The following is a 548-nucleotide window of genomic DNA, read 5'->3' on the forward strand; positions in this document are numbered from 1 at the left end:
CGGATGGCGAAGCGCAGGCCTTCTTCCATGGCGATCGGAGCGATCAGCTTGACCGTGATCGACACGTTGTCGCCAGGCATCACCATTTCCTTGTCCTTCGGCAGCTCGATCGCGCCGGTCACGTCCGTCGTGCGGAAGTAGAACTGCGGGCGATAGTTGTTGAAGAACGGCGTGTGACGGCCACCTTCGTCCTTGGACAGCACATACACCTCGGCGGTGAAGTGCGTGTGCGGCTTGATCGAGCCGGGCTTGCACAGCACTTGGCCGCGCTCGACTTCTTCACGCTTCGTGCCGCGCAGCAGGATACCGACGTTGTCGCCAGCCTGGCCCTGGTCCAGCAGCTTGCGGAACATTTCCACGCCGGTGCAGGTGGTCTTGATCGTGGGCTTGATACCGACGATTTCGATTTCCTCGCCGACCTTGATCACGCCACGCTCGACACGGCCGGTCACCACGGTGCCGCGACCCGAGATCGAGAAGACGTCTTCCACGGGCATCAGGAAGGTGCCGTCCACGGCGCGCTCGGGCGTCGGGATGTAGGTGTCCAG

The 548-nt window shown here is 62.8% G+C and carries 1 protein-coding gene; it reads right to left on the minus strand.

Going from position 1 to position 548, the window contains the following annotated elements:
* The coding region (locus L0984_RS29750) for an EF-Tu/IF-2/RF-3 family GTPase (protein WP_255697674.1) at positions 1-548 on the minus strand (548 nt) is incomplete at both ends.

The organism is Pseudacidovorax sp. NFM-22 (assembly GCF_021401245.1).
In the GTDB taxonomy this organism is placed as follows: Bacteria; Pseudomonadota; Gammaproteobacteria; order Burkholderiales; family Burkholderiaceae_C; genus Xenophilus.